This is a genomic window from Aquabacterium sp. UBA2148 (assembly GCF_002328915.1).
GTDB classification, from domain to species: Bacteria; Pseudomonadota; Gammaproteobacteria; order Burkholderiales; family Burkholderiaceae_C; genus Aquabacterium; species Aquabacterium parvum.
On sequence record NZ_DCXA01000052.1, the window covers coordinates 1 to 6,281 of the forward strand.

Annotated in this window: 8 protein-coding genes; 6 read left to right on the forward strand and 2 right to left on the reverse strand. The window is 65.4% G+C overall.

Annotated features, from left to right (window positions below):
• Together B2W70_RS02830 and B2W70_RS02835 are read left to right on the forward strand one after the other, a co-directional pair.
• Positions 1-403 (forward strand): winged helix-turn-helix domain-containing protein (locus tag B2W70_RS02830; protein ID WP_286742640.1); only part of this gene is annotated, 403 nt, incomplete at its 5' end.
• Positions 404-406: 3 nt separating this feature from the next.
• Positions 407-1,735, forward strand: coding sequence for a sensor histidine kinase (locus B2W70_RS02835; protein ID WP_286742643.1), 1,329 nt, complete (start codon positions 407-409; stop codon positions 1,733-1,735).
• 6 nt (positions 1,736-1,741) lie between these two features.
• Here B2W70_RS02835 and ispF read toward each other — a convergent pair whose 3' ends face one another.
• Entirely contained in the window at positions 1,742-2,230 is a 489-nt protein-coding gene (gene ispF / locus B2W70_RS02840) for a 2-C-methyl-D-erythritol 2,4-cyclodiphosphate synthase (protein WP_286742646.1), read from the reverse strand.
• A gap of 350 nt (positions 2,231-2,580) precedes the next feature.
• Here ispF and B2W70_RS02845 point away from each other — a divergent pair, with 350 nt between their 5' ends.
• The 4 genes from B2W70_RS02845 (at position 2,581) to B2W70_RS02860 (ending at position 6,121) form a co-directional block, all read left to right on the forward strand.
• Positions 2,581-3,783 carry an ammonium transporter gene (locus B2W70_RS02845; RefSeq protein WP_286742648.1) on the forward strand — a complete coding sequence of 401 codons (1,203 nt, stop codon included), beginning with the start codon at positions 2,581-2,583 and terminating at the stop codon, positions 3,781-3,783.
• 275 nt (positions 3,784-4,058) lie between these two features.
• Complete coding sequence (locus B2W70_RS02850; protein ID WP_286742650.1) at positions 4,059-4,841, forward strand: trypsin-like serine protease; 783 nt, start codon at positions 4,059-4,061, stop codon at positions 4,839-4,841.
• A gap of 41 nt (positions 4,842-4,882) precedes the next feature.
• Positions 4,883-5,233: a type II toxin-antitoxin system Phd/YefM family antitoxin gene (locus tag B2W70_RS02855; RefSeq protein ID WP_286742652.1), complete on the forward strand. Its 351-nt coding sequence runs from the start codon at positions 4,883-4,885 to the stop codon at positions 5,231-5,233.
• A 102-nt stretch (positions 5,234-5,335) separates the two neighbouring features.
• Positions 5,336-6,121 (forward strand): zeta toxin family protein, encoded by a 786-nt coding sequence (locus B2W70_RS02860; RefSeq protein WP_286742655.1) that lies wholly within the window; start codon positions 5,336-5,338, stop codon positions 6,119-6,121.
• Here the strand turns inward: B2W70_RS02860 and B2W70_RS02865 are convergent.
• Positions 6,066-6,281 (reverse strand): 2-C-methyl-D-erythritol 4-phosphate cytidylyltransferase (locus tag B2W70_RS02865; protein WP_286742657.1); only part of this gene is annotated, 216 nt, incomplete at its 5' end. The genes B2W70_RS02860 and B2W70_RS02865 overlap by 56 nt on opposite strands.

Here is a 6,281-nt window from a genome sequence, read left to right on the forward strand (position 1 = left end):
CTTCAACCCGCGCGAGCTGCTGGCACGCATCCACGCCGTGCTGCGTCGCCGCCCGGCCCAGGAAGCCCCCGGCGCGCCCGCCAAGGAAGCCCAGACGGTCACGTTCGGCCCCTTCGAGTTCGACCTGGCCTTGCGCCGCCTAAGCAAGGAAGGCGAGCCCATCGCCCTGACCACCGGCGAGTTCTCGATGCTCAAGGCCCTGGTGCGCCACCCGCGCCAGCCGCTGAGCCGCGACAAGCTGGCTCAGTTGGCCCGCGGCCGCGAGTTCGAACCATTCGACCGCAGCCTCGACGTGCAGATCTCGCGCCTGCGCAAGATGATCGAACCCGATCCGGCACAACCTCGCTACATCCAGACGGTGTGGGGCGTGGGTTATGTGTTCGTGCCGGACGGCGGGGCTTGATCGATGCCAAGAAAGCGGTTCGCCCTCAGCCTTTTCTGGCGCACCTTCATCCTGCTTGGCCTGTTGCTGACGGCGGGCATCTTCGCCTGGGTCCAGACCTTTCGCGCGCTCGAGTTCGAGCCGCGCGCGGTCCAGGCCGCCCAGCAGATCGCCAGCCTGGTCAACTTGTCGCGGGCGGCGCTGCGCTACTCCGACAGCATCAACCGGCTCACGCTGATCAAGACGCTTTCAGACCAGGAGTCCATCCGCCTCAAACCGCGGGAGCCCGCAGACCGCTTCGAAGCCTTCGAGATCAGCCGCTTCACGCGGGCCATCGGGGAGCAGCTGCGCTCGCGCCTGGGACCCACCACGGTGGTGGCCAGCAGCGTCAATGGCGTGCCGGGGCTGTGGGTGGGCTTTCAGATCGAGCGCGACAACTACTGGCTGCAGGCCGATCCGACCCGGGTCGAGCCACTGGCTGCAGGCACCTGGTTCATCTGGGTGGGCATTGCGCTGGTGGCCACCGTGCTGGGCTCGGCCATCATCGCGCGGCTCATCAACCAGCCGCTCAAGGAGCTGTCGTTCGCGGCCAGCCGCATCCGCGAAGGCGAGTACGACTCGGTGCTGGATGAATCCATGATCACGCGCGAGATCCGCGAGGTGAACCAGGGCTTCAACCGCATGGCGCGAGAACTCGCCAAGGTGGAAGAAGACCGTGCCGTGATGCTGGCCGGCATCTCGCACGACCTGCGCACGCCGCTGGCCCGCATGCGCCTGGAGGCCGAGATGAGCGTGGTCGACGAGGAAGCCAAGCGCAACATGGCCGCCGACATCGACCAGCTCGACGCCATCATCGACAAGTTCATGGACTACGCCCGCCCCGGCGAGGTCGAGCTGGTGGCGGTGCACGTCTCGAGCGTGGTGGACAAGGCGATCAGCCAGTTCCGCGACACCAAGCGCATCCGCATCACGGCCAAGTTGCCGATCGACACGCGCGTCATGGCCGACGAAACCGAACTGGGCCGCGTGCTGACCAACCTGTTTGAAAACGCCCGGCGGTATGGCCGCAACACCTACACGGGCGTGACCAACGTGGACGTGAGCTACACGCGCTCGGGCGCATGGGTGATCTTGTCGGTTCGCGACCACGGGCCCGGGGTGGCGCCAGAGAAGCTGCCTCAGCTGACCACGCCCTTCTTCCGGGGTGACGCGGCCCGCACCGCCGCCACCGGTGCTGGCCTGGGGCTGGCCATCGTGGACAAAGCCTTGCAGCGCATGGGTGGCTCGTTCGAGCTGGCGAATGCGCCGGGCGGCGGCCTGGTGGCGCACATCCGGCTCAAACGCGCACCTTGAGCGGGCTCAGAGTCGGTAGAGCAGGCAGACCGCCCGAGTCTCGATCGCCCTGCCCTCGCCCACCGGCCCCATCTTCTCGGCCGTCTTGGCCTTGACGTTGACCTGCGACTCGTCCAGGCCCAGTGCCTGGGCGATTCGCTGGCGCATGGCGCCAATGTGAGGCGCCATTTTCGGGGCCTGGGCCACGATGGTGGTGTCCAGGTTGACCACCCCCCAGCCGGCATCGATCACCCGGCGATGGGCCTCCTTGAGCAGCACGACCGAATCGGCGCCTTTGAAGCTTTCGTCCGTGTCAGGGAAGTGACGGCCGATGTCACCAAGGCCGGCTGCGCCCAGCAGTGAGTCCGTGATGGCGTGCAGCAACGCGTCGGCATCGGAATGCCCGAGCAGGCCATGGGTGTGAGGGATGGCAACCCCTCCCAGGATCAAAGGACGGCCGACGACGAGGGCGTGGGTGTCCCACCCTTCTCCGATGCGGATGGCTGGTGCGCTCATGTGAACGGTGCTTCAAAAGGGACCGCGAGCGGTCCGCGCTGGTTGGACTGATGTCGGTTGACAGCCGCCATTGTCCGGCGATCCGAGCACCCGTTGAGGCCAGACGCGAGAAAAGCTCCCCCGGTGTGCCCACCTGGCGGCGCACACATTGCGGCGCCCGGAGCGCACAACTTCGGTGCAATTGGCAATGAAAGAACGCTGACGCACCAATGAGAGTCATGATTCGCGCCCGCAGAGGCTCCTTTCGCCCCAAAACCAGGCATGCGTTTTGCTTGCTTTTGGTGCTTTCCGATGTACCCGGCCCAAAACGACTCAGATCGGTGCGGCCTCCTCCGCTGTGGAACCAAACTATGGATCAACTCAAACAAGGCGCTGACGCGCTGTTCATCCTTTTGGGCGCCGTCATGGTGCTCGCCATGCACGCCGGCTTCGCCTTCCTCGAATTGGGCACGGTACGGCACAAAAACCAGGTCAATGCCCTGGTCAAGATCCTGGTCGATTTCTGCGTCTCGACGCTGGCCTACTTTTTCGTGGGCTACACCATCGCCTACGGGGTCGACTTCTACGCTGGCGCTGGCACCCTGGCGCAGAACAACGGCTACGCCCTGGTCAAGTTTTTCTTCCTGCTGACGTTCGCAGCGGCCATCCCGGCCATCATTTCCGGCGGCATCGCCGAGCGCGCCAAGTTCGGCCCGCAGTTGATTGCCACGGCGGCCATCGTGGGCCTGTTCTACCCGCTGTGCGAAGGCGCCATCTGGAACAACAAGTTCGGAGTGGGCGACTGGCTGCACTCTCTCTCGGGCACCCCGATGCACGACTTCGCTGGCTCGGTGGTGGTTCACGCCTTCGGTGGCTGGCTGGCGTTGCCGGCCGTGCTCATCCTGGGCGCGCGCCGCAACCGCTATCGCAAGAACGGTGAAATCTCGGCCCACCCTCCCTCGAGCATCCCCTTCCTGGCGCTGGGTTCGTGGATCCTGGCCGTGGGCTGGTTCGGCTTCAACGTGATGAGCGCCCAGACCATCGACAAGATCTCGGGCCTGGTCGCGGTGAACTCGTTGATGGCACTGGTGGGTGGCACGCTGGTGGCCGTGCTCATGGGCCGCAACGACCCGGGCTTTGCCTACAACGGCCCCCTGGCCGGCCTGGTGGCGGTGTGCGCCGGCTCGGACATCATGCATCCGGCAGGTGCGTTGGTGGTGGGCGGCATCGCAGGCGCGATCTTTGTGCTGATGTTCACGCTGGTGCAGAACAGATGGAAGATCGATGACGTGTTGGGCGTCTGGCCGCTGCACGGCTTGTGCGGAGCCTGGGGAGGGATCGCGGCAGGCATCTTCGGGCAGACCGAACTCGGTGGCGCTGGTGGCGTGAGCCTGCTGACCCAGACCGTCGGCACGCTGGGTGTGGTGGCGTTTGCACTGCTCTCCGGCGGGCTGGTTTACGGGGTGCTCAACAAGGCCATGGGCCTGCGCCTGTCGCAAGAAGAAGAGTTCGAAGGCGCCGACCTGTCGATCCATCGGATCAAGGCGACCCCGGAGCACGAAACATCCTGGTGAGGCCAAAGCGCCACACGAACCTGACAACCCGGCACCCGCCGGGTTTTTCCTTTTCGTCGCGCGCACGGAGGCACCAGATCGCCCCCACGAGGAATGCCCCAATGGCCCAAAGGCCCTTTGGTGACGCATCCTTGGGGTAAGTCACGCCTTGGACTGCGCCAGAGCACCGGCGTGGCATCGCCCAGCAGCATCGGTCGCTCAAGCCCAACACCCAGCCTCGTCTCACCATGCAAAACCGCTCGTGTGTTCTTCGCTCAATCGTTGCATCCCTTGCTGTGGGATCCGCCTTTAGCTTCGCACCGGCGGCTCACGCCATCGTCAATGGCACGGCGACCAACGGCTTTGATGCCATTGGGGAGCTTGGAGGCGCCTCTGGCGTGCTCATCGCGAGCAACTGGGTCCTGACGGCAGCGCACGTGGCCAGCTCACTGACGGTCGGCTCGAGCAGCTTCGTGTCGCAGGCCGGCTCGTCTCTGGTGAGCGCCACCTACACGTTCAGCAGCGCCGACTTCCCGAACGACGACATCGCGCTGGTCCGGCTTTCTTCATCACTGAGCATCGCCACCCCCTTTCTCAATGACGAGGTGATCACCTCGTCGCAGGTCGCGTCGCTGGGCACACTGACCATGGTGTCGGCACAGAACCAGGCACCCAACGGCTTCGCCAGCACGACCGCGTACGAAGCTGCCACCACCTACCAGGCAGACGCCGCTGTTGCCGCCTCGGTGAACTGGCTGCTGACCAACGGCAACGCCCATTTGCAAGGGGGCGACAGCGGCGGCGCTTTGTTCGCCGGGACACCGGCCGACAGCGCGGGAGCGCTGCTGCTCGGCGTGGCATCTGCAGTGCTCCAGGACGGCGACACGGGTGCAACAGAGGGTTCGGCGTTCGTGCAGGTCGCCAGCTACCGCAGCTGGATCGACGCCACCATGGCCAGCTCCGGGCAGCAGGCCACCTGGGTGTCCAGCGTGCCTGAGCCCTCCAGCATGCTGCTGCTAGCCATCGGCGGAATGGCCATTTTGGCCAGAAGAACTGGACAAATCAGCCGAAATGGCTAAAATGGCCCCATCGATCAAATTTGATCGCGAAGGGCATCCCCATGACTGCACTGACCTTGCGCAACCACCGAGGCGAAGAGGTGGCTGTTCCCGAGTTTTCTGCCACCGAAGCCAAGAACAGCTTCGGGCGCGTCCTGGACGCAGCCTCCAGCCAAGGCATGGTGGCCATCACCAAGCGAGACCGGCCCACGGCCGTGGTGCTGTCTCTGGACGCCTACCAGGCTTTGCTTGACGCGCGCGACCAGGCCCTGGGCAGCCTGAGCCATGAGTTCGATGCCTTGCTTCAACAAATGCAGACGCCGGCATCGCGCCAGGGCATGCTGGCGGCTTTCGACGCCTCCCCCAAAGAGCTGGGCGCAGCGGCCCTGGCAGCGGTGACACCAGCTCACTGAAGTCGGTCAGACGCACCACCAGGCGCCTCGATGCGCCGCACGCTTCAGGCGCACCCACAGGTGCGCCTTGTCGTTTCAACCCAGAAAACAGAGAGGCTGCCCGTGGACCAGACTGCCCACGCCCCCCGCATTTTTGTGCTGGCTGGCACCAACGGTGCCGGCAAAAGCAGCATCGGCGGGGCCACCATCCGCGCCCATGGCGCCCAGTACTTCAACCCAGATGAGGCCGCCGCCCGCATCCGGGCTGCTCAGCCGCACCTGAGCGCCACGCAAGCCAACAGCGCCGCCTGGCATGAGGGCAAGCGCCTGCTTCAACATGCCATCGCCCAGCGGCTGGATCACAACTTTGAAACCACCCTGGGTGGACAAAGCTTTGCGCGCCTGCTCAAACAGGCCGCTCTGGCTGGCATCGAGGTGCGGATCTGGTACGTGGGGCTGGCCAGCCCGGAGCAGCACCTGGCTCGCGTCAAGGCCCGGGTGCGCAAAGGCGGCCATGACATCCCTGAGGCCGACATCCGCCGACGCTTTGACCAAAGCCGTTTGCAATTGATCCAGCTGTTGCCACACCTGGCTGAGCTGCGCGTCTACGACAACAGCCACGACGCCGATCCACACCAGGGTCAGGCACCCCAACCCAAATTGGTGGTGCATTGGCAGCAAGGTCAGGTGCGCGTGCCGGCAAGCGCCACCGCCATGGGTCAGACGCCGGAGTGGGCCAAACCGATCGCGATGGCAGCCATCAAGGCAGCAGCCTCGCGCCAGGCAGCCCCCTCGACAGAACCGAAAGCAGCCAAAGCCAAGGCCAAGGCCAGCGAGCCCCAGCTTTCGGCGCTCAAACCCGCGTCGCCAACAGGCGCTCGGCCAAAGCGAAGTCGCCCGGCCAAGTGACCTTGAAGTTCTCGAAATCGCCCGTCACCAAGCGAGGCGCGTGCCCCAGCATCTCGATGGCGCTGGCCTCGTCGGTGACGGCCGCCGCCGTGGCGGGGTCAGACAACGCCCCCAGCAAGGCTGGCTGAAGCAGGCCCAGGCGAAACACCTGAGGCGTCTG